Genomic DNA, 574 nt, shown 5'->3' with positions numbered 1-574 from the left:
GATATCGATGAAAAAATTGTAGTGTGTGGATACGAATTACCACCTGAAGAAAAGGCTGAAACAATTGAAGTCGAATTAGAAATTTCTGTTGATGTCCAAATATTTAATGCATTTATGAATCGAGGTTAAAATGACTACTGCAATTTGCACTGGTTCTAAAATTAGTGTTTTTACAAGTTTTGAAGATTATGAAGTTGTTTCAAAACACCAATGCCATATTAGCGTAAAAGCTAATGATGGTGTAATTTGGAATATTCCACACTATGAAGACACTACATATGAAGTCACAGATGCGAACGGTGATAAAGCGATCTTTGTGATTGATTAAATATACTCAGGAGGTACCTATGGGTATTATTAACACTGCAATAGATTCAGTTTATGCATATAAGTTTATTCGACTAATGCAAAAACCTTTTACAGAATGGAAAGCGTACGAAGCCAAAATAATCGACGAACGTGGAAGTGTTCTTAAACGTCCTTCTACTCCTGAAGAGAAAGCGGCTTATGCACGTTTTCATGCTTCAGTTCGTTCAATGAAGCGAATGATGAGCACTGTTCCAGGACTTAATGG

General features: G+C 35.4%; 3 protein-coding genes. All 3 read left to right on the top strand.

Going from position 1 to position 574, the window contains the following annotated elements:
* The first annotated feature begins 3 nt into the window (after nt 1-3).
* Nucleotides 4-129: an anti-DarT factor AdfA family protein gene (locus tag Y887_RS21580; RefSeq protein ID WP_425476742.1), complete on the top strand. Its 126-nt coding sequence runs from the start codon at nt 4-6 to the stop codon at nt 127-129.
* 1 nt (nt 130) lies between these two features.
* A complete protein-coding gene (locus Y887_RS19595) occupies nt 131-328 on the top strand; it encodes a hypothetical protein (RefSeq protein ID WP_046965606.1) in 198 nt (65 codons plus the stop codon).
* Nucleotides 329-347: 19 nt separating this feature from the next.
* A partial coding sequence (locus Y887_RS19590; RefSeq protein ID WP_046965607.1) for a hypothetical protein occupies nt 348-574 on the top strand: 227 nt, incomplete at its 3' end.

The organism is Xanthomonas pisi DSM 18956 (assembly GCF_001010415.1).
Taxonomy (GTDB): domain Bacteria; phylum Pseudomonadota; class Gammaproteobacteria; order Xanthomonadales; family Xanthomonadaceae; genus Xanthomonas; species Xanthomonas pisi.
This window is presented reverse-complemented; position numbering and strand designations above follow the sequence as displayed.